This is a genomic window from Geothrix fermentans DSM 14018, from assembly GCF_000428885.1.
Taxonomy (GTDB): Bacteria; Acidobacteriota; Holophagae; order Holophagales; family Holophagaceae; genus Geothrix; species Geothrix fermentans.
Genome location: NZ_KE386810.1, coordinates 42,289 through 68,211, shown reverse-complemented (window position 1 = coordinate 68,211; position 25,923 = coordinate 42,289). Strand labels below are relative to the sequence as shown.

Annotated in this window: 28 protein-coding genes; 13 read left to right on the top strand and 15 right to left on the bottom strand. The window is 70.0% G+C overall.

The genetic code is table 11. The annotated features are described in order from the left end of the window. The first annotated feature begins 68 nt into the window (after positions 1-68). The 5 genes from G398_RS0110820 (at position 69) to G398_RS0110800 (ending at position 5,547) form a co-directional block, all read left to right on the top strand. Positions 69-1,661 carry an aromatic amino acid hydroxylase gene (locus G398_RS0110820; protein ID WP_043485087.1) on the top strand — a complete coding sequence of 531 codons (1,593 nt, stop codon included), beginning with the start codon at positions 69-71 and terminating at the stop codon, positions 1,659-1,661. Then, on the top strand, positions 1,658-1,903 hold the full coding sequence (locus G398_RS17880) for a 4a-hydroxytetrahydrobiopterin dehydratase (protein WP_052571842.1): 246 nt from the start codon (positions 1,658-1,660) through the stop codon (positions 1,901-1,903). Before G398_RS0110820 ends, G398_RS17880 begins: the two co-directional genes overlap by 4 nt. Positions 1,904-1,986: 83 nt before the next feature. Then, positions 1,987-2,619, top strand: a complete 633-nt coding sequence (locus tag G398_RS0110810; RefSeq protein WP_052571841.1) for a hypothetical protein — start codon at positions 1,987-1,989, stop codon at positions 2,617-2,619. Further along, positions 2,612-3,772, top strand: coding sequence for a cytochrome c biogenesis ResB family protein (locus G398_RS0110805; protein ID WP_052571840.1), 1,161 nt, complete (start codon positions 2,612-2,614; stop codon positions 3,770-3,772). The genes G398_RS0110810 and G398_RS0110805 overlap by 8 nt, the downstream gene beginning before the upstream one ends. A 2-nt stretch (positions 3,773-3,774) precedes the next feature. Further along, positions 3,775-5,547, top strand: a complete 1,773-nt coding sequence (locus G398_RS0110800) for a cytochrome c biogenesis protein (protein ID WP_026853591.1) — start codon at positions 3,775-3,777, stop codon at positions 5,545-5,547. A gap of 65 nt (positions 5,548-5,612) precedes the next feature. Here G398_RS0110800 and G398_RS0110795 read toward each other — a convergent pair whose 3' ends face one another. From G398_RS0110795 to murD, 3 genes are read right to left on the bottom strand one after another with little or no spacing between them, the layout of a single operon-like run. Continuing rightward, a complete protein-coding gene (locus G398_RS0110795) occupies positions 5,613-6,119 on the bottom strand; it encodes a hypothetical protein (protein ID WP_026853590.1) in 507 nt (168 codons plus the stop codon). 50 nt (positions 6,120-6,169) lie between these two features. Next, positions 6,170-7,594, bottom strand: coding sequence for an FAD-binding oxidoreductase (locus G398_RS0110790; RefSeq protein WP_026853589.1), 1,425 nt, complete (start codon positions 7,592-7,594; stop codon positions 6,170-6,172). A gap of 8 nt (positions 7,595-7,602) precedes the next feature. Continuing rightward, entirely contained in the window at positions 7,603-8,973 is a 1,371-nt protein-coding gene (murD, locus tag G398_RS0110785) for a UDP-N-acetylmuramoyl-L-alanine--D-glutamate ligase (protein WP_043484850.1), read from the bottom strand. A gap of 56 nt (positions 8,974-9,029) precedes the next feature. On the opposite strand from murD, the gene G398_RS19765 reads away from it, so the two are divergent. Then, positions 9,030-9,809, top strand: coding sequence for an EAL domain-containing protein (locus G398_RS19765; protein WP_052571837.1), 780 nt, complete (start codon positions 9,030-9,032; stop codon positions 9,807-9,809). Here G398_RS19765 and mraY read toward each other — a convergent pair. The 8 genes from mraY to G398_RS0110740 are packed head-to-tail and all read right to left on the bottom strand — an operon-like array spanning position 9,787 to position 18,719. Continuing rightward, positions 9,787-10,875: a phospho-N-acetylmuramoyl-pentapeptide-transferase gene (gene mraY / locus G398_RS0110775; RefSeq protein ID WP_026853587.1), complete on the bottom strand. Its 1,089-nt coding sequence runs from the start codon at positions 10,873-10,875 to the stop codon at positions 9,787-9,789. The two genes, G398_RS19765 and mraY, sit on opposite strands and share 23 nt — an antisense overlap. Before the next feature lie 28 nt (positions 10,876-10,903). After that, on the bottom strand, positions 10,904-12,256 hold the full coding sequence (locus G398_RS0110770; protein ID WP_052571836.1) for a UDP-N-acetylmuramoyl-tripeptide--D-alanyl-D-alanine ligase: 1,353 nt from the start codon (positions 12,254-12,256) through the stop codon (positions 10,904-10,906). Then, positions 12,253-13,239, bottom strand: coding sequence for an L-threonylcarbamoyladenylate synthase (locus G398_RS17870; RefSeq protein WP_084512494.1), 987 nt, complete (start codon positions 13,237-13,239; stop codon positions 12,253-12,255). The genes G398_RS0110770 and G398_RS17870 overlap by 4 nt, the downstream gene beginning before the upstream one ends. Then, positions 13,236-14,693, bottom strand: a complete 1,458-nt coding sequence (locus G398_RS0110760; RefSeq protein ID WP_026853585.1) for a UDP-N-acetylmuramoyl-L-alanyl-D-glutamate--2,6-diaminopimelate ligase — start codon at positions 14,691-14,693, stop codon at positions 13,236-13,238. The genes G398_RS17870 and G398_RS0110760 overlap by 4 nt, the downstream gene beginning before the upstream one ends. Then, complete coding sequence (locus tag G398_RS0110755) at positions 14,690-16,831, bottom strand: penicillin-binding transpeptidase domain-containing protein (protein WP_026853584.1); 2,142 nt, start codon at positions 16,829-16,831, stop codon at positions 14,690-14,692. The genes G398_RS0110760 and G398_RS0110755 overlap by 4 nt, the downstream gene beginning before the upstream one ends. Before the next feature lie 57 nt (positions 16,832-16,888). Continuing rightward, a complete protein-coding gene (locus tag G398_RS0110750) occupies positions 16,889-17,257 on the bottom strand; it encodes a hypothetical protein (RefSeq protein ID WP_026853583.1) in 369 nt (122 codons plus the stop codon). A gap of 11 nt (positions 17,258-17,268) precedes the next feature. After that, entirely contained in the window at positions 17,269-18,225 is a 957-nt protein-coding gene (gene rsmH, locus G398_RS0110745; RefSeq protein ID WP_052571835.1) for a 16S rRNA (cytosine(1402)-N(4))-methyltransferase RsmH, read from the bottom strand. A 2-nt stretch (positions 18,226-18,227) separates the two neighbouring features. After that, entirely contained in the window at positions 18,228-18,719 is a 492-nt protein-coding gene (locus G398_RS0110740; RefSeq protein ID WP_026853581.1) for a division/cell wall cluster transcriptional repressor MraZ, read from the bottom strand. A gap of 213 nt (positions 18,720-18,932) precedes the next feature. On the opposite strand from G398_RS0110740, the gene G398_RS21990 reads away from it, so the two are divergent. Genes G398_RS21990 through G398_RS0110725 form a run of 3 tightly spaced genes read left to right on the top strand, consistent with a single transcriptional unit; the run spans position 18,933 to position 20,696 of the window. Then, positions 18,933-19,445, top strand: coding sequence for a heavy-metal-associated domain-containing protein (locus tag G398_RS21990; protein ID WP_052571834.1), 513 nt, complete (start codon positions 18,933-18,935; stop codon positions 19,443-19,445). Then, positions 19,442-19,822 (top strand): hypothetical protein, encoded by a 381-nt coding sequence (locus tag G398_RS0110730; RefSeq protein ID WP_043484845.1) that lies wholly within the window; start codon positions 19,442-19,444, stop codon positions 19,820-19,822. The genes G398_RS21990 and G398_RS0110730 overlap by 4 nt, the downstream gene beginning before the upstream one ends. A 1-nt stretch (position 19,823) precedes the next feature. Further along, entirely contained in the window at positions 19,824-20,696 is an 873-nt protein-coding gene (locus G398_RS0110725) for a transporter family protein (RefSeq protein WP_052571832.1), read from the top strand. Positions 20,697-20,711: 15 nt separating this feature from the next. Here G398_RS0110725 and G398_RS17860 read toward each other — a convergent pair whose 3' ends face one another. After that, on the bottom strand, positions 20,712-21,110 hold the full coding sequence (locus G398_RS17860) for a MerR family transcriptional regulator (protein WP_052571831.1): 399 nt from the start codon (positions 21,108-21,110) through the stop codon (positions 20,712-20,714). A 286-nt stretch (positions 21,111-21,396) separates the two neighbouring features. On the opposite strand from G398_RS17860, the gene G398_RS17855 reads away from it, so the two are divergent. The 3 genes from G398_RS17855 to G398_RS19755 are packed head-to-tail and all read left to right on the top strand — an operon-like array spanning position 21,397 to position 23,077. Then, positions 21,397-21,855 carry a heavy metal-responsive transcriptional regulator gene (locus G398_RS17855; protein WP_052571830.1) on the top strand — a complete coding sequence of 153 codons (459 nt, stop codon included), beginning with the start codon at positions 21,397-21,399 and terminating at the stop codon, positions 21,853-21,855. A gap of 3 nt (positions 21,856-21,858) precedes the next feature. Continuing rightward, a complete protein-coding gene (locus G398_RS17850; RefSeq protein ID WP_157492384.1) occupies positions 21,859-22,377 on the top strand; it encodes a putative iron-sulfur cluster-binding metallochaperone in 519 nt (172 codons plus the stop codon). A 16-nt stretch (positions 22,378-22,393) separates the two neighbouring features. Next, complete coding sequence (locus G398_RS19755; RefSeq protein WP_052571828.1) at positions 22,394-23,077, top strand: heavy metal-associated domain-containing protein; 684 nt, start codon at positions 22,394-22,396, stop codon at positions 23,075-23,077. A gap of 25 nt (positions 23,078-23,102) precedes the next feature. Here G398_RS19755 and G398_RS17840 read toward each other — a convergent pair whose 3' ends face one another. After that, complete coding sequence (locus G398_RS17840) at positions 23,103-23,681, bottom strand: peroxidase-related enzyme (protein WP_169720654.1); 579 nt, start codon at positions 23,679-23,681, stop codon at positions 23,103-23,105. Between the two features lie 20 nt (positions 23,682-23,701). After that, entirely contained in the window at positions 23,702-24,712 is a 1,011-nt protein-coding gene (locus G398_RS17835) for a DUF3179 domain-containing protein (protein ID WP_084512488.1), read from the bottom strand. Between the two features lie 122 nt (positions 24,713-24,834). On the opposite strand from G398_RS17835, the gene G398_RS17830 reads away from it, so the two are divergent. After that, the gene (locus G398_RS17830) at positions 24,835-25,716 is read left to right on the top strand and encodes a sterol desaturase family protein (protein ID WP_052571826.1); all 882 of its coding nucleotides are present in this window, start codon (positions 24,835-24,837) and stop codon (positions 25,714-25,716) included. Here the strand turns inward: G398_RS17830 and nrtS are convergent. Next, complete coding sequence (nrtS, locus tag G398_RS20440; protein ID WP_169720674.1) at positions 25,602-25,907, bottom strand: nitrate/nitrite transporter NrtS; 306 nt, start codon at positions 25,905-25,907, stop codon at positions 25,602-25,604. The genes G398_RS17830 and nrtS overlap by 115 nt on opposite strands. Positions 25,908-25,923 lie beyond the last annotated feature (16 nt).

Here is a 25,923-nt window from a genome sequence, read left to right as displayed (position 1 = left end):
CCGCCTTCCAGTGGAACCCGGGACGCTCCCGCCGGGCCGGGGCATTGATTTCGGATTAGAATTCAATGATGGCTTCCCCCACCGCGTCCCCCAGCCCCACCCAGCGCGCCATCGACCGGCTCCCGGCCCACCTCCGGCGCTACGTGGCGGAGCAGGACTACGGGGCCTACACCCCCCGGGACCACGCGGTCTGGCGGCACATCCTCCACCGGCTCGCGGACCGACTGAAGGATACGGCCCACGCCAGCTACCTCTCGGGCTTGGCGGCCACGGGCATCGGCCTGGAGCGCATCCCCAGCCTGGACGAGATGAACCTGAAGCTGGAGGGCCTGGGCTGGTGCGCCGTGGGCGTGCGGGGCTTCATCCCCCCGGCGGTGTTCACGGAGCTGCAGTCCCTCGGCGTCCTGGCCATCGCCGCGGACATCCGCAGCCACGAGCACATCGAGTACACCCCGGCCCCGGACATCGTCCACGAGAGCGCCGGCCACGCCCCCATCCTCGCGGACCGCCGCTACGCGGACTACCTCAAGCGCTGCGGCGAAGCGGGCTTCCGGGCCATCGCCTCCGTGGAGGACCAGGCCGTCTACGAGGCCATCCGCAACCTCAGCGTGGTGAAGGAGGACCCCGAGGCCACCGGGGCCGAGGTCCACCTGGCCGAGGAGCGCCTGCGCGCCGCCTCCGCCAGCCGCCGCTACGTGAGCGAGAGCACCAGGGCCAGCCGCCTCTACTGGTGGACCGCGGAGTACGGGCTGGTGGGCGATCTCGCCGATCCCAAGCTCTACGGCGCCGGCCTCCTGAGCAGCCTGGGCGAGGCAGCCCACTGCCTCACGCCGGCCGTGGCGAAGGTGCCCCTGAGCTTGGTCTGCGTCGACACCGAGTACGACATCACCCGCATGCAGCCCCAGCTCTTCGTCGCCCGGGACTTCGACCACCTCTTCGAAGTGCTGGAGGCCTTCGAGGCCACCCTGGGCTGGCGGCGCGGCGGGGATCACGGCCTCGAGGAGGCCCTCCGCGCCCGGACCGTGAACCACCTGGGGCTGGAGGGCGGCCTGGAGATCACCGGCAAGGTCGTGGCCCGGATACCGGCCCGCGGCGAGCTGGCCCCCGGGCTCTCCACCGCCCTGGCGCGGGTCGAGGGCCCCGTGATGATCTCCCGCCAGGGCGTGGCTGAGGCGCCGCCCTGGCCCGGCACGGCCGTGGTGGCCTTCGGGACGGGCACGCTCCCGGCGCGGGGGCCCTTCAGCCTGGACCTCCCCTCCGGCCTCTTCCTGACGGGCTTCCGAGTGGGCGAACACGAAGTGATCAACCTCCGGGGCCACCAGGACGGCCGCCCCCTGGACCTGCCCAGCTGGGCCCTGCTCTTCCTCAGCTCCGGCCTGCCTTCCGTGGCCGGTGGCCCGGCGGATCCGGGCGCCTGGGATCGCTGGTACGGGTCCCAAGGCACCTTTGCAGAAGGCGAAGCCGAAGCCCAGGCAAGGGCCCGGAAAGCCTCCTCCCTGGCCCCGGACCTGGCTGCCCTCTACCGGGAGGCCCGGGAAGCCCGGGAGGCCGGGGATGGCCCCCGGCTCCAGGCCCTGGCCACCCGGGCCCGGACCTACCCAGGCGAGTGGCTCCTCCAGGAGGAGCTGGCGGAACTGGAAACCCAGGAGGCGCGGCCATGAGCTGGATCGAGCAGGACGGATGCCTGGTGCGGGAATTCCGGACCCCGGATTTCATGACCGCCTTCCGGATTGTGACCGCCGTGGTGGAACCTTCGGAGGCCATGAATCACCACCCAGATATCATCTTTGGTTGGGGCCACGTCAGGATCGCCCTGACCACCCACGATGCGGGAGGGATCACCCAGAAAGATCAACAGTTGGCCCATCTCATCGATGAAGCCGTCCAGCCTCTCGGCTTCTGAGCCTTGCCTAATGTCACGAGTCTCCCCCCCAGAAGGTCCGGTATTCTGATGTGTCCCAGAGGAACCCCTTGTTGAAAACATCGATGTTTCCCCGCCATTCCAGGTCCTTCATCGCGAAGGCCTCGTTCCTGGCCGGCACCGGCCTCCTGGCCCTGGCCGTCGGGTGCGGCCGCGACCAGGTGAGCCACTACCGGGTGCCCAAGGAGGCCGTGGCCGATCATCCCGACCATCCGGGCCATGAGATGGAGGGGATGCCCCCCGCCGGCGGCGACATGCCCGCCCCGCCCCGCCCCGCGGGAGCCGGCGCCCTGAAGTGGTCCCTGCCCAAGGGGTGGAGCGAGGTCCCCGGTGAGGGCATGCGCTTCGCCACCTTCAAGTCCCCCATCCAGGGGCGCCACGAGGCCACGGTGGTGGTGCTGCCCGGCGCCGCCGGCGGCGAGCTGGCCAACGTGAACCGCTGGCGCGGCCAGATCGGCCTCGGCCCCATCGACGAAGCGGCCCTGGCCGCGGCGCGGGTGGTGGTCAAGTCCAAGGCCGGCGCCCTGAACGTCTACGACTTCACCAGCGAGGGCCAGGCCAAGAGCCGCATGGTGGCCGGCCTCATCTCCACTCCCGACGGGAACACCTGGTTTCTGAAGCTGACTGGCGACGCGGGCCCCGTGGCCAAGGCCAAGCCTGATTTCATGCGCATCCTGGAGAGCCTCCGCCTTGATTAAGACACTCGCCTCCCGCATCTGGACTTTCCTCAAGTCCTTCCAGCTCACCATCGTCCTGCTGGCCCTCCTCATGTGCCTCGTGGTGCTCTGCACCCTGGCCCAGGTGGAGATGGGCACCCAGGGCGCGGTGAACGCCTACATGCGCAGCTTCTTCGTGAAGAAGCAGTTCGCGGCGCTTCCCTTCGCCATCCCCGTGTTCCCCGGCGGCGGCCTGGTGGGTCTCCTGCTCACCCTCAACCTCATCGCCAAGACCCTCGACATCCAGCGTACCTGGCAGAAGGCCGGCATGTGGCTGGTCCACGCGGGCCTGGTGATCCTGTTCGCCGGCGAGTTCGTGGCGGGGATGATGCAGGTAGACACCAACATGTCCATCGAGGTGGGCCAGACCGTCAACTACGTCCAGAGCTACAAGAACATGGAGCTGGCCGTCATCGACGTCACCGATCCCGCCTGGGACGAGGTCTATTCCGTTCCCGACACCCTGCTGTCCAGGGGCGGCGCCATCCCCATCCCCGGCACCCCCATCACCCTCAATGTGAAGCGCTACTTCCCCAATTCCGAGCTCTCCAACCTGGCCCCGGGCATGCCGCCCTCCATGGCCACGGCCGGCGTGGGCCCGGGCATTGCGATCGTGGAACGGCCCACGGTCACCAACGACAACGAGCTGAACACCGGCTCGGTGTTCGTGGAGCCCGTGGCCGGCGGACGCAGCTACGGCACCTGGCTGGCCTCCATGGCCATCGGGGCGCCCCAGTCCTTCACCCACGAGGGCCGCACCTACTCGCTCTCCATGCGCCTGCTCCGCCAGTACCTGCCGTACTCCTTCACGCTCAAGCAGTTCCGGCATGACGTCTACCCCGGCACGCAGATCCCCAAGAACTTCTCCAGCCTGGTCCAGGTGGTGAACCCCTCCCAGAAGGAATCCCGCGAGGTGCTCATCTACATGAACCAGCCGCTGCGGTACGAGGGCAAGACCTTCTACCAGGCGAGCTTCGGCAAGAACGACACCCTCTCCGTCCTTTCCGTGGTCGAAAATCCCGGCTGGCTGCTCCCGTATGTGTCCTGCGTGCTGGTCTCCCTGGGCCTGCTCGTGCACTTCGCCATCGTCCTGCGGCGCTCGCTGAAGCGGCGCCAGGACAAGAAGGAGGCCTGACCATGACCTTCGTCCAGAAGTACCTCGCCTGGGGCGCCGGCATCCTGGCCCTGCTCGTCGCCCTCATCTTCGCCATGCCCGGTGGGAAGGTGCGCGGCTTCGACGCCGCCGGCTTCGGCAACATCCCCATCCTCGAAGGTGGCCGCGTCAAGCCGCTGGATTCCGTGGCCCGCAACTCCCTGCTGATCATCCACAGCCGCCAGGGATTCCGGTACGAGGGCCGCACCATCGGACCCGACGAGTGGATCCTCGACGTGATGTTCCGTCCCCAGGTGGCCGATCAGCAGCCCATCTTCGTCATCGATGATCCCGACATCATCGGTCTCATCGGGGCCAAGCAGACCAAGAACCGGAACTACTTCAGCTTTGCCGACCTGTCCTCCCACCTGGAGGAGATCCAGAAGCAGGCCCAGACCGCACAGCCCATCGCGCCTCAGAAGCGGACCCGCTTCCAGAGCGCCATCGTGAACCTGTTCGACCGCGCCTTCCTCTACTACAAGCTGCGGAACACCCTCCAGCTGGCCGGCTCGCCGGGCCTGGGCTGGGAGCTCCAGTCCATCGGCGACGCCGAGGCCTCGGCCCGCCACCAGGACCTGACGCAGCTGGCCCACTTCCGCATCCTGCCTCCCCTCCCCGGCGCCAACCCCGACGCCTGGAAGAGCATCGGGGAAGGCCTCCAGGCCATGGCCGCAGGCCAGGGCACCCATCCGGCCCTGGTGCCCCTCGCCCGGCTCAACGCGGCCTATGTGGCCAATGACGCCGCGGGCTTCAACCAGGCCCTGGCCGACATGAACGGGGTGGTCTCCACCCTCAAGCCCGGCGCCCTCAGCCATGCGACCAACGAGGTGATCTTCAACCGGGCCCAGCCCTTCTTCGTGGGCCTGTCCATCTACTTCGTGGCCTTCCTCGTGCTGTGCGTGTCCTGGATCTACAAGCCCGAGCTCCTCCAGCCCACGGCCTACTCCCTGCTGTTCGCCGGGGCCATCGTGCACACCCTGGGCCTGGCCGCGCGCATCATCCTCCAGGGCCGCCCGCCAGTGACGAACCTCTACTCCTCCGCCGTCTTCGTGGGCTGGGGCGCGGTGATCCTGGGCCTCATCGTGGAGCGGATGTACCGCAAGGGCTTCGGCACCGCCGTGGCCGCCGCCGCGGGCTTCGCCTCGCTCATCGTGGCCCAGAACCTGGGCACCGAGGGCGACACCATGGAGATGATGCGGGCCGTGCTGGACTCCAACTTCTGGCTGGCCACGCACGTGGTGACCATCACCATCGGCTACTCGGGCACCTTCCTCGCCGGGGCCATCGCCATCGGCTACGCCATCCGGAAGCACATCGCCACCAAGGTGGACGTGGAAACGGACAAGGCCCTGGTGGACATGGCCTACGGCATCATCTGCTTCGCCCTCTTCTTCAGCTTCGTGGGCACCGTGCTGGGCGGCATCTGGGCCGACCAGTCCTGGGGCCGCTTCTGGGGCTGGGATCCCAAGGAGAACGGCGCCCTGATGATCGTGCTGTGGAACGCCATCATCCTCCACGCGCGCTGGGCCGGCTACGTGCGCGAGCGCGGCACTATGGTGATGGCCATCTTCGGCAACATCATCACCGCCCTCTCCTGGTTCGGCGTGAACATGCTGGGCGTGGGCCTGCACTCCTACGGCTTCATGGACCAGGCCTTCTGGGCCCTCACGGGCTTCTGCCTCAGCCAGCTGGTCTTCATGGCCATCTGCTACGCGCCCGCCCGCTTCTGGGAACAGAAGCCCCACACTAGAGCGTGAAGTCTTTTGCTACCTGCAAAACGGCCCCCGGTTTCCGGGGGCCGTTTTGCAGGCATGGAAAAGCGTCACTTCACTCGACGCGTCACTCCTTCCAGGTAGGTCTTGAAGGCTTCAGGCGTACTGGGCGGGGCGATCTCGAAGCGGACGGTGACGGTCTCGGCGGCTCCGCGGAGGTAGGTCAGGCGGAAGCGTGGGCCGGGCGCGGGCTCGCTCGTAAAGGCCACACCCTGGGGTACGGCGGACGCCTGGTAGCGGATGACGTGGCCCTCGTTGTCGGCGTAGAAGGCCTTGAGCTGGCCGGCCTCGGCGAAGACCGTCATCAGGTCCTCGTGGTGGGAGGCGGGCCGGCCGTTGGCGGCGGGGTAGTCGGCATGGCTGCGCCGCACCAGGGCCTTCCCCTCCAGCTCGAAGCGGAAGGAGGCGGCGCCGCTGGACGAGCCGGGCTTCCCATCCCCTTCCCCCACCCAGTCCCCGGCGAGGAACCGCACGGCCTCCAGGGGGTCCGCCTTGGGCGCGGGGGTCTGCGCCAAGAGAGGTGGGCAGAGCAGGAGGAGGAGGGCGGACGGACGCATGGGAGCTCCCTGGAAACCTCGAATCTAACCCCGAACGTCCCCGGTGGCGATCACGCCAGGGGGCCGAGCCGGGTGGTGCCCAGCAGGCCCTTAGGGTCCAGCTGATCCTTGAGCGCCCGGTTCACGGCCTTCACGGGTTCTGGGGTATAGGCGTCGTAGAACCGCTGGTTGTGGGGTCCGACGCCGTGCTCGGCGCTGTACGATCCGTCGAAGCCGCGGACCGCCAGCTCGTAGATCCGCGACTGCAGCTCCTCGACGATCACCGGCGTCGGCCGCGGCGACTCCGCCTCGTTCCACACCAGGTTGAGGTGAGTCCCCCCGTCGCCCCAGTGGCCGAAGTCGCAGCAGCGGACGAAGGGATAGTCCTGGGCCAGCAGGGCCACGGCGGCGTCGGTGAAGGCGGCCATGCGGCTCCGCGGCACGCTGATGTCGAAGGCCAGCACCTTCCCCTCGTTTCGCAGGCTCTCGCTGATGTGGTGGCGGATGGCCCAGAAGTCCTCGGGCTTGCCCATGAAGACATCCGTGATGCCCTCGCCTTCGTCTGTCTCGAGGAAGGCGCCCAGGCGCTCCTCCAGGACCTCGGGCAGGTTCAGGGCCGTCCCCGGAAGGGTGGAGGAGAGCTCCACCAGGGCCGTGTAGGCCGGCGGCTGGGCGGCGTAGGGATTCCGGATCGTGTCGTGGTGCTTGAACACCGCATTCAGGGCATTGGCGCTGATGGCCTCGTAGGCCGTGAACACATCCGCCAGCTCCCGTTCCAGGGCCTTCAGCAGCGCCAGCACCGCATCCCCGGAGGCACAGCCCACCAGGGCCGTGGCGTGCTGGCGGGGCACGGGCACCACCTGGAGCACCGCGCCGGTGACCACTCCGTAGATGCCGCTGGTGCCCACGAGCACCTGCTTGAAGTCGAGGCCGGTGTTGTTCTTCCGCAGGTGGTTCATCACGTCCACCACCGTACCGTCCGCCAGCACGGCCTCGGCGCCCTGCAGGTTGTGGCGCACGTCGCCGTACTTCAACAGGCGCGTGCCGCCCGTGTTGGTGGCGATCATGCCGCCGATGGTGGGATCCGCACCCAGGTCGATGGGGAACATGAGCCCGTGCTCCGTCAGCGCCGCATTCAGCTCGCTGAGCAGTACGCCGCCGTCCACCACGGCCGTGCGGTTGATGGGATCGATCTCCAGCCGCTTGTTCAGCCGCTCCAGGCTGAGGACGAGCATCTCCCCGCTGGCATCCGGATTGGAGGCGCCCACCAGCCCGGTGTTGGCGCCCTGGGGCATCACCCGGATGCCCCGCCCGTGGCAGTAGGCCATCACCTTCGACACTTCGGCGGTGGTACCGGGGCGCACCGCGAGCAGGGCCTTGCCCTTCCCATAGCGCCAGCCGGATTCGTACTTGGAGAGGTCCTCCGGTTCCGTCAGGACGGCATCGGCGCCCAATAAGGCGCGGAGGTCGGCAGCGGCTCGGACAGCATCGTGCATGCCCGATTCTACTGGAGCCAGGCCTTCACGAGGGCCTCGAACCGCTCGCCGCGCTGCTCGAAGTTGTCGAACTGGTCGAAGCTGGCGCAGGCGGGGCTGAGGAGTACCTGGTCGCCGGGGCGCGCGAGGGCGAGCGCCCCGCGCACGGCGTCGTCGAAGGCCGGCACCACGTCGTGGGGCAGGTCGCCGAGGTCGCGGGTGAGCTGCGGAACCGCGTCGCCCAGGAACACCAGGCGGCGCAGCTTGCCGTCCAGGGCCTGGCGCAGGGGATCGTAGCTGGCGCCCTTGTCCGTGCCCCCCAGCAGGAGCACGAGTGGCCCCGGCAGGGCCTTGATGGCCGTGACCGTGGCATCCACATTGGTGCCCTTGGAGTCGTTGTAGGCCCTCACCCCGCCCTTCTCGCCGCAGAAGGCGATGCGGTGGGCCAGGCCTGGATAGGTGCGCAGCCCCGCGCGGACCGCCTCGAGGGTGGCGCCGCCGTGCCGTGCCAGGAGGGCCGCCGCCAGGGCGTTCTCCACATTGTGGTCGCCGGGGATGCGCAATTCGTCCCGGTGGAGGAGCGCCTCGCCGTGCAGGTGCAGGAGGCCCTGGCCGTCGCACCAGGCTTCGCACGGGATCCAGCCGAAGCGCGCGGTCCGCGCCGCTCCCGGCGCGTCCTCCCACCACTCGGGGTGGGCGGCGGGCACCACGCGGAGGTCGTCCGGTCCCTGGCGCTCGAAGATCCGCAGCTTGGTCCGGCGGTAGGCCTCCAGGGTCCCGTGGCGGGCCAGGTGGTCCGGCGTGAGGTTCAGGAAGGCCGCCGCCTCCGCATGGAAGGCCGTCACGGTCTCCAGTTGGTAGCTGCTCAGCTCCGCCACGTAGATGGCGCCCGGGGCGCCGGCGACGACCGCCTCGATGACCGGCATGCCCAGGTTGCCGCAGGCCACGGCGGGCAGGCCCGAGGCCCGCAGGAGATGGGCCGCCAGGTCCGTCGTGGTGCTCTTGCCGTTGGTGCCGGTCACGCCCAGCACGCGGCTGCCGTCCTTCCGGGCCCGGAGGGCGCGGTGGGCCAGCTCCACCTCGCCGATCACGGGAATGCCGCGTGAAACAGCTTCAGCCACAAAGGGCGCGCTGGGAGGAATGCCCGGGCTGACGATCAGTTCGCCGCAATGATCCAGGAGCGATGCAGGATGGCCGCCCCACACGCCGGGAATGCCCGCCTTCGCCAGCTCGATCTCAAGGTCGGGATCCGGGCCGGGACGGCTGTCCGTGAGCACCACCGGCCGCTTCTGCGACACCAGGAAACGGGCCGCCGCCAGGCCCGATCGTCCCGCCCCCATCACCACGGTGCGCATGTCGCCCCCCACGTCCAGCGTAACCCGGCCCGGGGCTTCCTGCATGGCGGCCTCTGGCGCGCTACACTGGCGCTGGAACCCTTGATGTGTGCGGAGTGGCCATGCCCAAGGGCATCCTGGAGAACCTTCTGAACGGCGACGGCGCCATCGTCCCGCATGTACAGCCCATCTACCGGCTGGAGGACAACCGGATGATGGCCCGGGAATACCTGGCGCGGCATCTCGACGCGGCCGGCAACACCCATCCTGTGGGGCCCCTCCTGCAGGACCCGGCGCTGGCCCTGCAGGACCGCCTGGCGCTGGACCTGCGCTTCCTCGAAGCCACCTTCGAGGCCCTCGCCCGGCGTGGGAACGGGGACCACCTGCACTTCGTGAACCTCGAGCCGGTGAGCCTGGAATCCCCGGGCTTCTGGAACTGCCTCCCACGCTGGCTGGAGGCCCTGCCCTTTCCGGCGGAGTTCGTGGTGATGGAGTTCACCGAGTCCCAGGGCATGCACGACCTCGAGGCGCTCCAGACCTACGCCAAGCGCTTGCGCGATGCCGGCCTGCGCATCGCCGTGGACGACCTGGGCGCCGGCGTGGCCAGCCTCACGCAGATGGCGCGGCTCGCGCCGGACTTCATCAAGGCGGACCGGACCCTCGTGGAGCAGGTCCACCGCCGGCCCTACCAGGCGGCTCTGCTGAACGCCCTCTCCCACTTCGCGCGGCACATGTGCATCGGCTTCATCGCCGAGGGCATCGAGACCCTGGAAGAGCTCGAGGCGGTCCTGGATGCCGACGTGCCCTGGGGCCAGGGCTACATCCTGGGCCGGCCATGGCCCTCCCTGCCCCGGCCCATCTCTGGGCCCGCCCCCGGGCCTACCGCAGCTTCAGGGAGCTGAGGGCCAGGATCGAACAGACGATGGCGGTGATCCAGAGGCGGATCACCACCTTGGTCTCCTGGAGGCCGCCCAGTTCGAGGTGGTGGTGGAAGGGCGCCATGCGGAAGATGCGCTTGCCGCCCCGGAGCTTGAAGCTCCCCACCTGGAGGATGACGCTCACGGCCTCCAGCACGAAGAGGCCGCCGGCGATGACGAGCAGCACCTCCTGCTTGATGACCACGGCCACGGTGCCCAACGCGCCGCCCAGGCCCAGGGAGCCTGTGTCGCCCATGAAGACCTCCGCCGGGTGGGCGTTGAACCACAGGAAGCCCAGGCAGGCCCCGGCCATGGCGCCCATGAACACGGACAGCTCGGCGCCGCCGGGCACGTGCGGCACCACCAGGTAGGCCGCGATCTTCGCGTGGCCCACGATGTAGGCCAGGATCGCGTAGGTGAGCGACACGATGAGCGTGCCTCCGATGGCCAGCCCGTCCAGGCCGTCCGTGAGGTTCACCGCGTTGCTCGTGCCCACCATCACCAGCCAGATCCAGGGGATGAGGAGCACGCCCACGTTGGGACGGAAGTTCTTGAAGAAGGGCACCGAGAGCTGGCTCGTGGCGGAGCCGCGCAGGCCGAAGTGCAGGATGAGCCAGGCCACCAGCAGCGAGATCCCCGTCAGCAGGAGCATCTTCTGCCAGCTCGTGAGGCCCAGGTTCTGCTTCTTGAGCAGCTTCTGCGCGTCGTCGAAGGCGCCGACGGTGCCGAAGCCCAGCAGTGCCATCAGCGCCACCCAGATGGCGCCGCTCTTGAGGTCGCACCAGAGCAGCGTGGACACCGTGATCACCAGCAGGATGAGGATGCCGCCCATGGTGGGCGTTCCCGCCTTCTTCTGGTGGTGCTCAGGGCCCTCGCCGCGGATGTGCTGGCCCATCTTGAGGGCGGTCAGCGTCCGGATCACCCAGGGCCCCAGCACCAGGCTGAGGATCATGGCCGTGGCCGCGGCCATGGCCGTGCGGAAGGTGACGTAGCGGAAGACCGAGAATCCCGGGATCACGTCGCGGTAGGGGTAGAGGAGCCAAGGCAGCATGGGGGGTCCGGGAGTCTGGAGTCTGGAGTCAGGAACGGGCTAGAAGCCACTCGACGGCGCGCTCCGCGCGCCAGAACCGGCTGCCCTTCACCAGGATACGGGCTCCGGGGGGGATTGCGGAGAGGCCGGCCGCATCGTCGCGCAGGGCCTCAAAATCCGGGAAGGCCACGGCCCGCAGGCCGAATCCCTCTGCATAGTCCTCGGCGAACTCTCCGTAGGCCCACAGCCGTGAGAGGCCCAGGGCCTTGAGCCCGGCGCCCACGTCCCGGTGGATCCGCGCAGCCTCCGGGCCCAGCTCGCGCATGGAGCCCAGCACGGCCACGGCCTCTTCCCCGGGAAGCTGGAGCAGGGCCCGGGCGCAGGCCAGGATGGAATCGGGACTCGCGTTGTAGGTCTCGTCCAGCAGGCATCCGCCCCCCGCCAGCCCATGGAGCCGCCCGCGCCCGGGCTCAGGGACCACGGAGCCGAGGCCCGCCGCCACCCGCGCCGGATCAAACCCGGCATGGACCGCCAGGGCGGCGGCCAGGGCGGCGTTGCGCACCTGGTGCTCGCCCGGGAGCTGGAGCCGCACCGGGAAGGTGCCTGCCGGGGTCCGCATGAGGAAGCCCTCGCCCGCGGCCCCCAGGGACTCGACGCCCTCCCAGCCATAGGCCTGCCCTTCGCCCACCGCCAGGGCCTCGGCGTGCCGGGCCCAGGGCTGCTCCGCGATCCAGTGGCACCAGGGGTCGGAGGCCAGATGGGCCCACACGCCGCCCCGGACCAGCCCGGCCACCAGCTCGCCCTTGGCCTCGGCGATGCCCCGCTGGCCGTCGGCGAAGTTCTCCGCGTGGGCCGTGCCCACCATCGTGATGAGGCCGTAGTCCAGGGGCGCGATCTCCGTGAGGCGCCGGATCTCGCCCGGCGTGCTCATGCCCATCTCCAGCACCGCGGCGCCCAGGCCCTCCGGCAGCGTGGCCAGGGCCTCCGGCATCCCGAGCGTGTTGTTGCGGTTGCCCGGCGTCCTCCAACCGTCCACCGCTGCGGCGAGCAGTTCCTTGGTGCTGGTCTTGCCCACGCTGCCGGTGACGCCGAAGACCGCCCTGGGCCGCACCGCCGCGAGCCGGGCCTGGCCCCAGCGCTGAAGGGCGGCCAGGGTGTCGGGCACCACGAGCTGGGGACGGTCACTGTCCACTGGATGATCCACCAGGAGGCACGAGGCCCCCTTCGCCACGGCCTGGAGGGCGAACTCATGGCCGTCCCGCTCGGCCCGCAGGGCCACGAAGCAGGCCCCGGGCAGCAGCGTCCGCGTGTCCAGGGAGAGGGAGGACGGCACCACCGCGCCGTCGCCCAGGACTTCCCCCCCCACCTGGGAGGCAGCCTGGAACAGAGACCAGAGGCTCATGGCCGCTCCTTTGCCGAAGCCCGCCGCAGCCGGTCGCGGACCGCCAGCCAGGCTTCGTCCTCCGGCGGGCGCTCCATGAAGATGCGTTCGAAGCCGGCATCGTCCAGCTCGTGCAGGAGCGCGTAGAGCCGGGTTCCGACCGCTTCCGCATCCAGGGGCAGGAGGATGCCCCGGACCCCTGCGGGGAGGGCGGGAAGGGCTCCGAGGGCCACGTACGCCACGGAACCAGAGGCCTCGCGCAGCCCGGAACCCGGCGCCACCAGCTCCAGCCGGGCCCTGGGGGCGTAGTGGCGCTCGGCCATGCCTGGGGCCGCCTGGCGGTCTCCCGCCTTGACCACACCCTCCCACAGGTCGACGGGGCCGATCAGCGCCTCGATGTCGGCCGGGCCGATGGGGCCGGGCCGGAGGATCCGGGGCCGGACTCCGGAGAGGTCGAGGATCGTCGATTCCAGGCCCGCCTCAGTGGGACCGCCATCGAGGATCAGGTCCACCGCCCCGCCGAGGCTGGAGGCCACGTGTTGGGCCAGGGTCGGCGAGAGGTGCTGGCTGCGGTTGGCGCTGGGGGCCGCCAGGGGCCGGCCCGTGGCGCGGATGAGGGCCAGGGCCACGGGATGGGCCGGGCAGCGCAGGGCCACGGAAGGCCCGCCGGCGCGCACGATGGAGGGCACCCGGTCGGAGGCCGGCAGCACCAGGGTGAGGGGGCCGGGCCAGAAGCGCTCCACCAGAGCCCGGGCCTCGGCGGGCCAGCGGGAGACCAGGGCCTGGGCTCCCGCGGCGTCGGCCACATGGAGGATCACGGGATTGGTCGCGGGCCGGCCCTTGGCCGCGTAGATCTTCGCCACCGCGGCCGGGTTCAGGCCATCGGCGCCCAGGCCGTACACCGTCTCCGTGGGGAAGGCCACCAGGCCCCCGGCGCGCAGCAGGGCCGCGGCCTCGACGATGGCCGGATCCTCCGGGCCCGAGACAGCCAACAGGCGCGTCACAGCACCCCCTGGAGGGCGGCTTCCACGGCGGCGCGGTCGCTGTAGGGGTGCTTCACCCCGTGGATCTCCTGGTAGGGCTCGTGGCCCTTGCCCGCCAGCAGCAGCAGGTCGCCGGGACGGCAGTCCGCCAGGGCCCGGCGCACCGACTCCTGCCGGTCGGCGTTGCGGTGGTAGCGAGTGGCATCGGCCCGGAGCGCCTCGGGGATGCCCGGCGCGGCGTCGTCCAGGATGCGCTCGGGATCCTCGGTCCGGGGATTGTCGCTGGTGTGCCAGAGGACATCGGCCCCCGCGGCCACGGCGGCGGCCATGAGGGGCCGCTTCGTGCGGTCCCGGTCGCCCCCGCAGCCGAAGAGCACATGCAGGCGCCCGCCGGGCGGCAGCAGGCGGCGGCCTTCCGCCAGCAGCTTCTCCAGGGCGTCCGGCGTGTGGGCGTAGTCCACCATCACACCGAAGGGCTGACCGCAGTCCACGCGCTCCAGGCGGCCGGGGGCGCCGCTCACCTTGGGCACCGCGGGTACCAGCCGGTCCAGGTCGAAGCCCGCCTCGGCGCAGGCCGCCAGGGCCGCCAGCAGGTTGTAGACGTTGAAGCGCCCCAGCAGGGGGCTCTGGACCTCCCAGCTCCCCTCGGCCGAGTACAGGGTGAAGCGCGAACCCGTGGGGCCCAGGTCCAGGCCGTGGGCGCGGTAGCAGGCCGGGCGGTCCACGGCGTAGCTGACGTGGCCCTCGCGTTCCAGCAGGCCGCGGCCCCAGGGATCGTCGGCGTTCACCAGGAAGCGCCCGCTCTGGGCCACCAGCCGGCGCTTGGCCTCGAAGTAGGCCTCCATGGAGCCGTGGTAGTCCAGGTGGTCCTGGGTGAGGTTGGTGAAAACGCCCACCTGGAAGCGCGCGCCATGGACCCGGCCCAGACAGAGGGCATGGCTGCTCACCTCCACGGCGGAGGCGGCGTCGCCGGCCGCCACGCTGCGGTGGAGCCAGCGGTAGAAGGCCGGACTCTCCGGCGTGGTGCGGACGGCCTCCTCCTCGAGATCGCCGGCGGCGTTCAGCACCGTGCCCACCAGGCCGCAGCCGATACCAGCACCCCGCAGGAGCTGGCGGATGAGGGTCGTGGTAGTGGTCTTGCCGTTGGTGCCCGTGACGCCGATGAGGGCCAGGCGCTCGTCCGGCGCGCCGTGCAGGCGGCGGGCCAGCTCGGCCATCTGGAGGCGGGGATCGCCGGTGAAGGTGCAGTCGGCGACGGCTTCCGGCGTGTTCACGCCGGAAGGAGAGAAAATGGCACTGGCGCCTTGCGCCAGGGCTTGTGGCACGTACGCGACGCCATCGGCCTTCTCGCCCTTGAGGGCCACGAAGCCCCAGCCCGGCCGCACCTCCCGGCTGTCGCTGGTGAGGTCCGCCACCTCGACCTCCGGGCCGGAGCGCCGCAGGGCGATCCCTTCGATGAGCGCATCCAGCTTCATGGCATCCCCGCCTTGATCCTCACCACGGTGCCCGGTTCCAGCGGCGCGCCGGGAGCCGGGATCTGGCCCACCACGCGGGTGGCCGTGAACCCCGGAGCCGCCTCCACCTTCGGCGTCCCGCCCACCAGCACCACCCGGTGGATGGCGGCCTTGAGGCTGAGGCCCTGGAGGTCCGGCACCCGGCCCCGCTCCACGTGCATGGTCGCCTCGTCGGTCTCGCTCACGGGCCAGTCGCGGAGGGAGAGCTTCAGGTCCGATTCGCGGTCGGGATCCGGCGCAGTCTGGCGGAACCGCAGGATCCCGTCTCCGATGCGCTTGAAGAGGGGCGCGGCCACGTCGCCGCCGGTGGTGTCGCCCGCAGGATCGTCCAGCATCACGAGGACGCCGAACTGGGGCTTGTCCGCGGGGAAGAAGCCCATGAACGAGGCGAAGTGGCGCTTGGGATCGTACTGGCCGTCGATGAGCTTGCGGCTGGTGCCGGTCTTGCCGAAGGCCTCCACGCCGTTGTCCAGCCGCGCCTTGCGGCCCGTGCCCTGGGTGAGCACGCCCTTCAGGGTCTCCTTCATGAGGTTCGCGGTCTCCTCGCTGAGGACCTGCCCGCGCACTGTGGGCTTGAACTCCTTCAGCAGCAGGCCCTTGTCGTTGTAGATGCGCTGGACGAGGATGGGCTGCATGAGCTTGCCGCCGTTGGCCAGCGCGCAGCCGGCCATGAGGATCTGCAGGGGCGTGGTGCTGAGGCCGTAGCCGTAGGACAGGGTGTACTGGGTGGGCACGCTCCAGCGGTCCGGCGCGATGAGGCGGCCGGCGCTCTCGCCGGGGAAGTTCAGGCCCGTGGCGTCTCCGAAGCCGAACTTGCGCAGGTACTGGTAGTGCACGGCGGGATCCAGCCGGATGCCGATCTTGGCGGCCCCGATGTTGGAGCTCTGCCAGAGCATCTCCTCGAAGGTGAGCAGCCCGTGGCGGTGGGTGTCCGTGATGGGGGGGACCTTCGCGCTGTACTGCCACCGGCCCGACATGCAGTCGATGCGCTCGCCCAGGTGGATCTTGCGCTCCTCCAGGGCGATGGCGGCCGTGAAGATCTTCATGGTCGAGCCGGGCTCGTACACATCCTCCACGGGATGCACCTTGCGGGCCGCCTTCTGGCGCTCCAGCTCGCGCCGCAACTCGTCGCGCTCTGCCGCCGAGAGCTCGGCATCCCCGCGGTTGCGGAACTTGCGGGGCAGGATGTGGTTCGGGTCGAAGCTGGGCGTGCCTGCCATGGCCAGGATCTCGCCCGTGTTGGGATCCACCACCACGGCGTAGGCCGTGCGGGGCCGGGAGAGGCGCACGCCCTCCTCCAGGGCGTCCTCGACGATGTGCTGGATGGAGGCGTCGATGCTGAGCTGCAGCGAAGCGCCATTCACCGGGATCTTGCTGTAGTTCTCCTGGAGGATGAGCAGCTTGCCGTGGGCATCCTTGGGGGCGACCAGCTCGCCCTTCACGCCCGCCAGCTGCTTGTCGTAGGTCTGCTCGATGCCCAGCTGGCCCAGGCCGTCGATGTTGGTGAAGCCGATGATCTGGGCCGCGAGGCTGCCCCGGGGGTAGAAGCGCTGGCTCTCGGGCTGGAACTCGATGCCGTCCAGGTTCAGGGCGCGGATGGCGGCGGACTTCGCCGGCGGCAGGTGCCGCTCCAGGTAGACGAAGGGCTTCTTGCGGAGGAGCTTCTCCAGCACCTGCCCCCGGGTCTGCTCCAGGATGGGCGCCAGCTTGGCGGCCACCGCCGCGGCGGCCTTGCGGTCGGGCTCGCCCCACTGGCGCTCCTCCCCCTTGCCCGGCTTGTAGTCCGGGTAGAACACGCGGGGATCCGCGAAGAGGCTCTCGACCTTGATGGAGATGGCCAGGGGCTCGCCCCGGCGGTCGCGCAGCTCACCTCGGATGGGCGGGATCGGCACGATGGTGGTGTGCTGCTGGTCCGCCCGGGCGCGGTATTTCCGGTGCTCCACCCCCTGGAGCCAGAGCAGCCGCAGCAGGATGCACAGGGCCCAGAAGGCCATGCCACCCATGATCCAAGGCAGGCGCTGGCTCAGCAGGTCCTGGGGATCCTGCCTGCCCAGGAGGCGGCGGGTGGTTCGGGGCTCGGTGGCGAAGCGGAAGGACACGGGGAGGCCGGGGGCTGGATGGAGCGGGAACGAGGGCTGCGGCCCTCTTCCTACAGACTACAGCCCCTCGGACGAGACCGGGCGGAGCTTGGCGATGCGCTGGTCCTCCGGCGTGAAGGCCCGGCGGATGAGGTGGCCCTGCTTGCGGGGCTGGAGCCCCGCCTTCTGGGCGTAGCCCTGGACCTCCTCGTCCCGCTGGTAGCGGCTGCGCTCCAGCAGGAGCTTGCGCTGGAGCTCCTCCTCCTTCTTGATCCGCTCCTTGAGGTCGCTCATGGCGTAGCTCAGGCGGGTGCTCTGGACCTTCAGGTAGGCGAGGACGCCCAGGGGCATGGCCAGGGCCAGCACCAGGAGCAGCACGCGCAGGATGCCCTCGCTCTCGACCGTGCGGGCGGGAGGGGTGGGGCTCGGCAGGGTTCCGGCAGCCATGGGGACCTCGGTCAGGGGAGGCGCTCGGCCACGCGGAGGCGGGCGGAGCGGGAGGGGGGATTGGCGGCGGCTTCCGCCTCGCTGGGCGCGAGGCCGCCGGGATGGATGAGCTTGAGCGTCTTGGGGAGGGCGGCCGGGGCCGCGCGGCCCGGGCCGTCGTAGATGCCCGCGAGGCGGCGCAGCGTCTGCTTGACGATGCGGTCCTCCAGGCTGTGGAAGCTGATGACCGCCAGGCGCCCGCCCGGGCGCAGGCTTCCGGCGGCGGCCTCGAGGGAGGCGGCCAGGCGGGCCAGCTCGCCGTTCACGGCGATGCGGATGGCCTGGAAGGTGCGGGTGGCCGGATCGCTCTGCCCCTTGCGCTTGGCAGGCTCGCGGGGGATGACGGTGTAGACGGCCTCGGCCAGGTCCCTGGTGGTGGCCAGCCGGCCTTCGCGGTGCGCCCGGAGGATGGCGCGGGCGATGGGCCGGCTGGCACGTTCTTCGCCGTACTGGTAGATCGCGTCGGCCAGGCTTTCGTCGGTCTGTGCCGCGATCCACTCCACGGCGGTGGGGCCGGAGGTGGTGTCCATGCGCATGTCGAGGGGACCTTCATCCCGGAAGCTGAAGCCGCGGTCCGGGGTGCGGAGCTGGAGGGTGGAGACGCCGAGGTCCGCGAGGATGGCGTCGAAGCCGCCCGGGGCATGCTCGGCCTTCCAGGCCAGGAAGCGGGGGTCCTCCCAGAGGTCCTCGTAGGCGCTGGCCAGGATCTCCAGGCGGGCATCGTCCCCCAGCCGACGGCGGGCCTGGTAGCGGGCCTCGGGATCGCGGTCCACGCCCAGGTAGCGGGAGGCCTTGTCGCAGCGGGCCAGCAGGGCCTCCGCGTGGCCGCCGAGGCCGAGGGTGAGGTCGAGGATCCGGGCCGCCGGGGGCAGCACGAGGGCCTCCAGCACCTCCTGGAGCAGCACGGGGACGTGAACGGGGATCGTCATCATCAGATCCCCAGATCCGCGAGCTGGGCCAGGTCATCGGCGCCCAGGGGTTCGGCCGCCAGGCGGCGCTCGAAGCCGGCCTTGTTCCACAGGGCCAGGTGGTCCATCTGCCCCAGCACGGCCACCTCACCCGTGAGCTGGGCGGCCTCCCGCAGGATGGGCGGGATGACGAAGCGCCCCTGGGCGTCCGGCTCCACCTCGCTGCCGAAGTAGGCGGTGGTCTCCAGGAACTTGCGCTTGGCGGGGCTGGTGGAGGGCAGCGCGGCCAGGCGGGCCTCGATGGCTTCCCAGACCGGCAGGGGGTAGAGACGCGCGGAGCGGCCGTCCAGCGAGGTCAGGTAGTGCCGCAGGGCGCCGGCGCCTTCGCGCAGAGCCTGAGCCCCCTCGCCCTGGGCGAAGGATTCGAGCTCGGCCTTGAAGGAGGAGGGGAGTTTCAGCCGTCCCTTCTCGTCCACCGTGGCCGGTGAATTACCGCGGAGTCGCAGCACCGGCATCGCCTTTCAACTGCGGCCCCAGGAGATACCGGGTAGAGTGAAGGAACCACTTTGATCCACTTCAGACCACTTTTCTCCACTGAGAACCACTTCAAAGTCTAGAAAGACCTCTGAATGCAACAAGAAGAAATAAAAGCGAAATAGACGTACCTTGTTCTCGCCTTGACCCTCGACCGGGGTCGAGATCGAACGTGGGGTATCAGGAGGATCCCCATGAAGAAGACCTGTCTCATCCCGGCGGCCCTGCTGGCCCTCTTCACCCTCCCCGCCCACGCCGAGCCCGGGGCCCCGCGGAGGATGGCCCGCTATGAAATCCAGGTGGACGGCATGTCCTGCCCCTTCTGCGTGCGAGGGCTCGAAAAGAAACTCCAGGCCCTTCCGGGCGCTTCCAACGTCCATGTCGACCTGGCCACGGGGCTGGCCCGCCTGGAATCCAGGGCGGCCTTCCCGCCCGAATCCCTGGATAAGGCGGTCCGGGATGCGGGCTTCAGCCCCCGGGCCATCCACATGGACCTCCGGGGAACCCTCCAGGGGCCGGCGGAGCACCCGAGCCTCCTGCTCGGGACGGGCGAGGCGCTGACCCTGGCGGGCGGGCCCGAGTTCCGCCGCCTCCAGGCCTTCGTGGCGGGGGGGACGCGCGCCGTGGTCCTGAAGGGCCGGGCCAGCCGGGGGGCCGGCGGCGGCTGGCGGCTCAGCGTGGAGGGCATCGAAGAGGCGCAGCCGTGAGATCCAAGGCCCTGGCCGCATTGTCGCTCTTCACGTCTTCGGGAACCCTGTTGTGCTGCGCCCTCCCCACGCTGCTGGTGGCCCTGGGCCTCGGCGCCGTCGTGGCGGGGGCGGTTTCGTCCGTGCCCGGCCTGGCGGCCCTCACCCGGCACAAGACCTGGGTGTTTCTCACGGCGGGCCTGCTCCTCGGCCTGAACTGGGCCCTGGAATTCCGGCGCCCCGCCCCGGCCTGCCCAGCGGATGGAGGCGCCTCCGCCTGCGAAACCGCCGGCCGCTTCAGCCGGATGGCGCTCTGGGTCTCCACCGTCCTCTTCCTCATCGGAGCCACCATGGCCTACCTGGCCTTCCCGCTGGCGGAACGCCTGGGATGGGTGTGACATGCGGCCCTGGATCCGCGCGCTCGCCCTGGGCTTGGGGGGGCCGCTCATGGCGGGCCCCATCACCTTCAACACGGCCCTGCCCGTGGCCTCGGGCCAGCTGATCCTCCGCCAGGAGCTGGGGCGGACGCGGGCCGGCGGCGACCCGGGGCCCATGAGCCGGGACCTCCGGGCCCTCGTGGCGCCCACTGTGATGATCTACGGACTCGATGCCCGCTGGACGCTCATGGGGGCCCTGCCCCTGGTGGACCTCCGTATGGATTCCGCCATGGGCCGCAGGGAGGTCCAGGGCGCCGGTGACCTGTCCCTCTTCCTGCGCCACACAGAACTCCAGATCGACCGGCCGGGAGAAACCCTGCGGCTGGCGAGCCTGACGGGTCTGAAGCTGCCCACGGGCGCCCGCCGCAAAGGCGACGGCTCCGGCCCTCTGCCGCCTTCCATGCAGCCGGGCACCGGGTCCTGGGATCCCATGGCCGGGCTCGTCTTCAGCTGGCAGACCCTGGAGTGGGAATGGGATGTCTCGGGCACCTACCAGCGCCGGAACGCCGCCGAAGGCTTCCGGGCCGGGGATGAGGGGCGCCTGGAGGGTTCCTTCCAGAAGCGGGTCTGGCGGGGTCCCGGCCAGGACGGGGTGCCTTCGTACCTCTACGCGGTCCTGGAATCCAACGCCGTCTGGCGCGGCGCGAACCGGCAGCGCGGGATCGCCGATCCCGATTCCGGCGGGAGGAGCCTCTACCTCGCCCCAGGCCTCCAGTGGGTGGGCCGTCGTGCGGTCCTCGAAACCGCCTGGCAGTACCCGGTCCACCAGCGGCTCCGGGGCCAGGGTCTGAGAGGAGACAAGACCTTGTACCTGAGTGCGCGGTTCCAGTTCTGACCGGGGATCCGCCCGCTAGCCGGCCATGAGCCGCGAGGCGAGGCTGCAGGGAAGCGGACCCTCCGTGCCGTCGGGTATTTCCAGCGTCGAGGCGATGCGCTTCTCAAGGACCTCCAGTTCCCGGATCTGGGCCCGCACCGAGGCCAGCCGTCCCGAGAGGGCCTGGCGCATGCGCTGGCAGCAGATGCCGCCCTGGCGCAGGGCGCCCAGCATGGCGCGGATCTCCGGGAGGCTGAATCCGGCGGCCTGGGCCGCCTGCAGCAGGCGCACCCACTCCACGGCCTCTTCGGGAAAGAGCCGGTAGTCCTTCCCCGTACGGGACAGCTTCCCGAACAGGCCCTGATCGGCGTAGTAGCGGAGGGTACCCACCGCCAGGCCAGTCCTCCGGGAAAGGTCGCCGATCCTCAATTCCATTCCCCCCATCGCCTCACCTCCACCTTGTGCAACTCCGCCCGCTTGAATCCCGGGGGGCCTCCGAGAGGAATCTCCTGCCTGTTGGATGCAGGGGATTCCCGGGTGATCCAGCGGAAACGAAGCGCGCCAGGGCGGCTTCTGGCTCCCCGAGCAAGGGCCGTCGGGCCGGTGTCCGTCTCAAGGGTCGGCATCGATCCGGGTGGAGACTCAAGGGGGCAATGAAACGTCACTTCCGTCCTTGACTCTGTATCTGAGTACAGACTCCATCCTGTTGCCGGGAGCAAAGATGCGCCAAAGCCACCTGAAGATGGGCGAACTCACCCGGGCCTGCCACGTCAGCGACCAGGCGGCCAGGCTCTACGAGCGCATGGGCCTCCTGAAGCCCGTGGGCCGGACGGCGAAGGGCTACCGCCTGTACGACGCCGAGTCCGTGGAGAGGCTCCGCTTCATCAAGCAGGCTCAGCGGAGTGGATTCAGCCTGGAGGACATCAAGGCCCTCCTCCACCTGGACCTCCAGGATGAGCTGACCTGCGCGTCCATGAAGGACCTGCTGGACCGGAAGATCCAGGCCCTCTCTGAGCGCATGAAGGAACTGGCGGATATGAGGGACGTCCTCCAGAGCCTGCGCCAGGCCTGCGACGGCGAGCCGGGCCCCCTGTGCCCGGCCTTCCTGAAGCTCTGCGGCCCCCAGTGCGCCCCATCGGATCCCAACCCTGCGCGCCGGAAGACGCCCTTCCAGAGGTGAATCATGAACCCCGAGACCTGCTCCATCCCTGCCGCGTCCAAAGAAGCCAGCGCCTGCCCGGTCTGCGGGACCAGCGGAAGGCCCGTGAGGCCCCTCACGCTCCGCTCGCTGCTCCAGCCTCCTCTGCGTCCCCGGGTGCGGGACGAGGAAACCTACCGGTTCTGCCCCAGCCCCGACTGCGACCTGGTCTACCACGGCGCGAACGGGGCGCGTTTCACCCGCCAGGACCTCACAGTGCGGGTGGGATTGAAGGAGCGGAGCAGCCCCCGCCCCCTGTGCTACTGCTTCGGCCACAGCGCGGAGAGCATCCAGGAGGAATGGACCCGGACAGGGAATACCACGGTGGTCGAAGCCATCAAGGCCGAGCTGAAGGCCGGGGGCTGCCGGTGCGAGGTCACCAACCCCGCCGGCGGCTGCTGCCTGGGAGACGTCATCAAGGAAGTGAAGGCGCTGACCTCGACATCCCCGGCGCCCGCCGAGACCGACGATTGCTGCGCGCCGTCCAAACCATCCTGCTGCTGAGACGAGGAACCCGCCCATGACCGAACAGACGCACGACTGCTGCACGCCTTCCCCTTCGAGAGCCCCCACGGACCCGCAGGGCGGCTGCGCCCTTCCTTCCGCCCGCGCCGGGGTGAAGGACCCGCGGACCCTCTGGGCCTCCATCGGCCTGGGGGTGCTCGCCTCCGCCTGCTGCTGGCTGCCCCTCGCCCTGGCGGGCCTGGGCGTGGCCACGGGCACTCTGGGCGCCCGGATCACCTGGATCCGTCCCTGGGCCCTGGGCACCCTTCTGATCCTGCTGCTGGGGGTGCTGGGGTGGTGGGCGCGCCGGCGCTTCCTCCCGGCCAAGGGGGCGGATTGTTGCGTGGCGGTCCCCCGCTTCCCGACCCTGGCGGTGGCGATCCTCGCGGGCTCGTTCACCCTGGCCTGGGCCACCCCGAGGCTGCTGCACGAAGGGAAGAGCACCACCCTCGCGGCGGCTCCGCAGGCCGGAGGCACCCTCCTGGTGCTCGCCACCCCCCAGTTCGACTGCGCCCCCTGCGCGGGCGAGCTCCCCAAGACGCTGGCAGCCACCCCGGGTGTGGCCTCCGTCCAGATGGACTTCGACCAGCGCGAGACCCGCATCGTCTTCCAGCCCGGCGCCGCCGTGGACGCGACCCTGGCCACCTGGAAGAAGGATCTGGGGTTCGAGGGGAAGGAGATCCAGCGGAAGGGGAGGTAGCGTTCCCTCCCCTGGAACCCAACCCCTACCGGGTCGAACCGAGGTAGTCCGGCTCCAGGGGCAGGTCGAGGCCATCGGCGATGCGGTTCATCATGGCGAAATAGGCCACCACAGAGACCGCCTGGAGGCGCTGGGCTTCGGTGAACCCGAGCTCGGCGAGGCGGCCCATCTCGGGCCGGTGGTCCTCGGAAGGCGTCCGCGTCAGCTTCACCGCCAGCCGCCGCAACGCATCATCTCCGGGGTTCCGCAGGGGAGCGCCCTCGGGATCCGCCTTGAGGGCCGCCACCTCGGCGGGATCCTGCCCCTCCTGGAGCAGCGGGGCGCCGTGGTGCATGCTGCAGTAGCGGCAGCCGTTCACGGCGCTGGTCACCGTCCCGAGCAGCTCGCACTGGCGGCGGTCGAGGCCCCAACGGTCGAAGATGAGGGCCTGGTAGATCGCCAGGTGGGCGCGGATCAGCGGCGCATGGTAGGCCATGGACCGCCAGATGTCGGCCACCTGACCCCTCGCACCCTGGACAGTCTCCAGCGCTTCGCGAAGGTCGCCGGATGTGGTGGCCGGATCGACCAGGGGCGGAAAGGGATGGCGGTCGGGGTCGTTTGGCATGGTCGGATGGCTCATGGCTGTCACTTTCCCGCATCTGGCAGGGTTTGCAAGCGGGTCCCCGGGTGGGTGGTGGCCCAGGCGAACCAGAAGAGGCGGTGGACATCCAAGGCCCTCCCATGAGCCAGGTCCCGGGCGACCACCTGCCCATCCCGCTGCCGCTGGATGGAGACCTTCCGGCCAGCCAGCTCCACTTCCGTGGCCGGATGGGCCTTCAGGAAGGCCTCCGTCAAAGCCACGGCCTCCCCATCCAGGCTCACCCCGAAGACCACCGTCTTCGCGTGCGCACGAGTGTCCTCATGGGCGATGGGGAACATGGTCCCCGCCTGGCTGGCGTAGTTCCCATAGGGATCTCCCCCGTAGGTGAACGGGAAGCCCGTTTCGATGGACAGCACCTGGGTATCTGGGTGCTGCTCGCGCCAGGTCTTCCAGTCCACCTGCGTCACGGGGATCGAGGTGAGCGTCCGCCCCTTCAGGCGCCCCAGGATGCCCCGTCCCAGGATCTGGGGCCACAGGGTCTCGGTGGCCCGGTCGTACATCACCAGGTCGCTGTCGTACAGCAGCCCCGACACGCCGAAGGTCGTCACCTTCCCCTCCACCACGCGGGAGTAGGCCATGCCCGAGCCGCACAGAGGACAGAAGGTGATCGCCACCGGCTGCGTTCCCAGGGTGTCGTTCACGATCTCGTGGCGTGCCAGGATCGACGTGGGATAGGCGCGGTGCACGCCTTCCACGGACAAGGCCAGCACCTGGTCGGTGTCTTTCAGATAGGTGGCCTCGGCGGCGGCCACGAACCGGGGCCGGTCGATGGATGGGATGCAGTCCCGCCGCGGGCAGCCCTGGACGAGCCGCTCCAGGGGAACCTCGGACGGCGTGTCCGCCGTCACATGGAAGGTGTCCCTCAGGATGTGGATGGACCAGGCCCGAGTCGCGCCCCCCTTGCCGCGGGCCTGCGGGGCCGCCTGGCCCACCGCCTGCAACGTGAGGACCAGAAGCCAGGTGATCATCGGCCGGGCCTTCCCTGGTGGGTTCATGGGCGCTCCCAGGTGGTGATGGGTTCTTGGATTCGGGTCCAGAAGGCACCCAGGTATTCCAACAAAGCGATGGAACACTCCCCTCGTCCGCGCCACCGGATTGCAGGGGAGGAATTCATTTCGTGGGCACTTCGACCGGCGAGGCGCAAGCCGTGATCTCCCTCGTGGTCCTGTCCCTGCTCTCGGTCTGGGAGGCCTTGGCCCCTGACCACAGACGACCCACGGGCGTGCTGCGACGCTGGACCCGGAACGTCGCGGTGGGTGGCATCGGCATCCTGTTCACACACGCCATCCCGGGGGCGACGCTCCTCGCGGCGTCCGCCTGGGGCAGATCCCGGGGAATCGGTCTCCTGTCCGGCCTGCCCTCGCCTTGGGCCGCAGTCCTCATGGTGCCGGTCCTGGATCTGGCCGTCTGGGCGCAGCACCGGGCCAGTCACTCGTGGCCCTGGCTCTGGCGCCTCCACCGGGTCCATCACGGCGATCGGGCCTTGGACCTGAGTACGGCCTTCCGGTTCCACCCCATGGAGCTGGGTGTGTCGCTGGTCTGGAAGGCCTTCGCGGTGCTGCTGCTGGGCGGGCCGACGATCGGCGTGCTGGTGTTCGAGGCGCTGCTCCAGGCCGGAAACCTCTTCGAGCACGCCAACATCCGCCTGCCGGCCTCGGTCGATCAGATCCTGCGATGGGTGCTGGTGACGCCGCGGATCCATGCCATCCACCACTCCGTGCACGTTCATGACCAGCGATCCAACTACGGCTTCTTCCTCTCCGCGTGGGACCGAATGTTCTGCACGTACCGGGCTCCATCAGCGGATGAAGGTCCCTTGGCCATTGGGTTGGGGGACAACCAGGAGCACTCGCTCCTGGCCATGCTCCTGCAACCCCTCGACCCTCAACCGCTGGAACGGACCCGGTCACTGACGGACGCCCGGGTCTCGAGGTTCTCATCCCCGGGAACATCCCTGCCCGAGGGACCACGCACGGTCACGGCCCGGGCCCCGCTGTAGGCTGCCACGCAGAAGGGCACCAGGTGGTTGAGCAGGGCCCGGCCGACCTGGAGCCCCTGCCCCGCCAGGAGCTGCGGGCCCTGGTTGACCAGGTTCAGGACCGTTCCCACCACCAGGCTCACCTTGACGGCGTTCCAGAGGATGCCCGGCGCGGTGAGCCCCTGGAACCATCCGCCCTTCTGCTTGTCCATCTCGGCCACGGCGCCT

Coding starts and splice junctions, on each gene's coding strand:
- G398_RS0110820 (WP_043485087.1), top strand. CDS start 69: ATGGCTTCCCCCACCGCGTCCCCCAGCCCCACCCAGCGCGCCATCGAC.
- G398_RS17880 (WP_052571842.1), top strand. CDS start 1,658: ATGAGCTGGATCGAGCAGGACGGATGCCTGGTGCGGGAATTCCGGACC.
- G398_RS0110810 (WP_052571841.1), top strand. CDS start 1,987: ATGTTTCCCCGCCATTCCAGGTCCTTCATCGCGAAGGCCTCGTTCCTG.
- G398_RS0110800 (WP_026853591.1), top strand. CDS start 3,775: ATGACCTTCGTCCAGAAGTACCTCGCCTGGGGCGCCGGCATCCTGGCC.
- G398_RS0110795 (WP_026853590.1), bottom strand. CDS start 6,119: ATGCGTCCGTCCGCCCTCCTCCTCCTGCTCTGCCCACCTCTCTTGGCG.
- G398_RS0110790 (WP_026853589.1), bottom strand. CDS start 7,594: ATGCACGATGCTGTCCGAGCCGCTGCCGACCTCCGCGCCTTATTGGGC.
- murD (WP_043484850.1), bottom strand. CDS start 8,973: ATGCAGGAAGCCCCGGGCCGGGTTACGCTGGACGTGGGGGGCGACATG.
- G398_RS19765 (WP_052571837.1), top strand. CDS start 9,030: ATGCCCAAGGGCATCCTGGAGAACCTTCTGAACGGCGACGGCGCCATC.
- mraY (WP_026853587.1), bottom strand. CDS start 10,875: ATGCTGCCTTGGCTCCTCTACCCCTACCGCGACGTGATCCCGGGATTC.
- G398_RS0110770 (WP_052571836.1), bottom strand. CDS start 12,256: ATGAGCCTCTGGTCTCTGTTCCAGGCTGCCTCCCAGGTGGGGGGGGAA.
- G398_RS0110760 (WP_026853585.1), bottom strand. CDS start 14,693: ATGAAGCTGGATGCGCTCATCGAAGGGATCGCCCTGCGGCGCTCCGGC.
- G398_RS0110750 (WP_026853583.1), bottom strand. CDS start 17,257: ATGGCTGCCGGAACCCTGCCGAGCCCCACCCCTCCCGCCCGCACGGTC.
- rsmH (WP_052571835.1), bottom strand. CDS start 18,225: ATGACGATCCCCGTTCACGTCCCCGTGCTGCTCCAGGAGGTGCTGGAG.
- G398_RS0110740 (WP_026853581.1), bottom strand. CDS start 18,719: ATGCCGGTGCTGCGACTCCGCGGTAATTCACCGGCCACGGTGGACGAG.
- G398_RS21990 (WP_052571834.1), top strand. CDS start 18,933: ATGAAGAAGACCTGTCTCATCCCGGCGGCCCTGCTGGCCCTCTTCACC.
- G398_RS0110725 (WP_052571832.1), top strand. CDS start 19,824: ATGCGGCCCTGGATCCGCGCGCTCGCCCTGGGCTTGGGGGGGCCGCTC.
- G398_RS17860 (WP_052571831.1), bottom strand. CDS start 21,110: ATGGAATTGAGGATCGGCGACCTTTCCCGGAGGACTGGCCTGGCGGTG.
- G398_RS17855 (WP_052571830.1), top strand. CDS start 21,397: ATGCGCCAAAGCCACCTGAAGATGGGCGAACTCACCCGGGCCTGCCAC.
- G398_RS17850 (WP_157492384.1), top strand. CDS start 21,859: ATGAACCCCGAGACCTGCTCCATCCCTGCCGCGTCCAAAGAAGCCAGC.
- G398_RS19755 (WP_052571828.1), top strand. CDS start 22,394: ATGACCGAACAGACGCACGACTGCTGCACGCCTTCCCCTTCGAGAGCC.
- G398_RS17840 (WP_169720654.1), bottom strand. CDS start 23,681: ATGCCAAACGACCCCGACCGCCATCCCTTTCCGCCCCTGGTCGATCCG.
- G398_RS17835 (WP_084512488.1), bottom strand. CDS start 24,712: ATGAACCCACCAGGGAAGGCCCGGCCGATGATCACCTGGCTTCTGGTC.
- nrtS (WP_169720674.1), bottom strand. CDS start 25,907: ATGGACAAGCAGAAGGGCGGATGGTTCCAGGGGCTCACCGCGCCGGGC.